The sequence below is a fragment of the Rhodococcus sp. 05-340-2 genome (assembly GCF_002258915.1).
Taxonomy (GTDB): domain Bacteria; phylum Actinomycetota; class Actinomycetes; order Mycobacteriales; family Mycobacteriaceae; genus Rhodococcoides.
Genome location: NZ_NOYU01000033.1, coordinates 1 through 735, shown reverse-complemented (window position 1 = coordinate 735; position 735 = coordinate 1). Strand labels below are relative to the sequence as shown.

1 protein-coding gene is annotated in these 735 nt (G+C 63.9%); it reads right to left on the bottom strand.

The features are described from left to right. The coding region (locus CH271_RS20740) for a rhodanese-like domain-containing protein (protein WP_143546087.1) at window positions 1–735 on the bottom strand (735 nt) is incomplete at both ends.

The window sequence follows — 735 nt, the reverse complement described above, 5'->3', positions numbered from 1 at the left end:
GTCGATGAGCACCACGCTGCGATGTTCCCGGTCGAGTAGTGAGGCCGCGATCGAGGCGCGATAGCCGGAGGCGCAGTGCACCCACACTTTGCCGTCGGGGACTTCTGCGAGTCGGTGCGGCAGTTCGTGAAGGGGGATATTCACCGCACCGGGGATGTGGCCGTCCGCGTACTCGGACTGTTGACGTGTGTCGAGCACAGTGATGTCGGAGTCGGTTGCGGCAAGTCCGGCGAAGTCGGACACCTCGTAGGACCGCACGTGGCCGTCGCCGGCGAGTGAGTGAATCTCACCGACAGCCGAACCGGAGGGGCGGTCGATGCCGATGCGCGCCAACTCTCGAGTGGCATCGTCGATTTGGTCGGAGGTGTCACCGATCAATGTCAGCGGCGCACCCCACTGGTAGAGCCATCCGAGATAGGTCACGAACGTCGTCGACAGCTCGAAACCGAGGGAGCCGTCGAGATGTCCAGCAGCGAAGGCGGTTCGTGCGCGGAGGTCGACGACCCACTGGCCATCGTCGATGCGCCTGCGTAGTTCGTCGGGATCGACAGGCTCCGGGGTGGACAGATCGATCGGGGCCGGACCTTCGGTGTTGATGACGCCCATGTGGGCGTAGTACGCGGGGTAGGCCGACAATCCTGCGATCAACTCGTCGACGTAGGTTTGTTCGTCCTGGGTCAGCGCGGGATTGGACTGTTGCTGTTCACCGATGGTCGACGAGTCGCCGCTGGTGGG